This is a genomic window from Winogradskyella psychrotolerans RS-3 (assembly GCF_000427335.1).
Lineage (GTDB): Bacteria > Bacteroidota > Bacteroidia > Flavobacteriales > Flavobacteriaceae > Winogradskyella > Winogradskyella psychrotolerans.
In genome coordinates this window covers 1-719 of record NZ_ATMR01000141.1, presented here as the reverse complement: position 1 = coordinate 719, position 719 = coordinate 1, and the positions used below count along the sequence as shown (strand labels likewise).

Genomic DNA, 719 nt, shown 5'->3' with positions numbered 1-719 from the left:
TTTCCTGACCATGCATTTGGTAAATGAGGTTTTCTCCATTAAAACTACACCGCAAAACAGCTACACGATCAGATCGCTTCCTCCCATTCGGATGGGGATTAAAATAGATAGGCAATAAAATGGTCCCATCGCTTTCATCATACCTTTGTACTGAACCTGCTCCCGCAAATAAAACTGCTCCCCACCAGGCATTTGGAGTTTCTTCCAATTGCCCCATTTGTCATTTTTCTCATCGTATACAGCATAGGAGGTATGTCTTGGACGGGGAACCATTACCTTCCATTCAGGAGTATACACCACCGTATGGCCTATGCCTAATAGTTTTCTAGAGGAAGAATGAAAAGCTGGCCAAAAATCACTCGCTGCTACGGGATGTTCTTTCCCTTCAATTGTTTCAAAACGAGGGTTTAACGGAGGTAATGCTATAGGTTCAGAATAGGACTTCCCTAAATCATCCGTATGAAAACCATACATACCCTTGAACACATCACTTCCTGATATATCGTGGGTATTCATCGTAAACAAAACCTTTGGTTTACCCTTTTTCCCTCTCTTAGGTATTATTCCTGCGCGAGGATGAACCCAGCACTTTTTACCATCATATAATTTGGTCGGTATATCATGTTTAAGCTGGTATTTCAATTTTCTTCCTTTTCTGTAAGTTTGAAAATTTAGTCCTCCCAGTCCAGGAATCACCATTAGCGAAATACCCTTAGAGA

1 protein-coding gene is annotated in these 719 nt (G+C 41.2%); it reads right to left on the bottom strand.

All coding sequences use genetic code 11. From position 1 onward, the window contains the following. Window positions 1-60: 60 nt before the first annotated feature. Window positions 61-719 (bottom strand): hypothetical protein (locus ADIWIN_RS20600; RefSeq protein WP_235047125.1); only part of this gene is annotated, 659 nt, incomplete at its 5' end.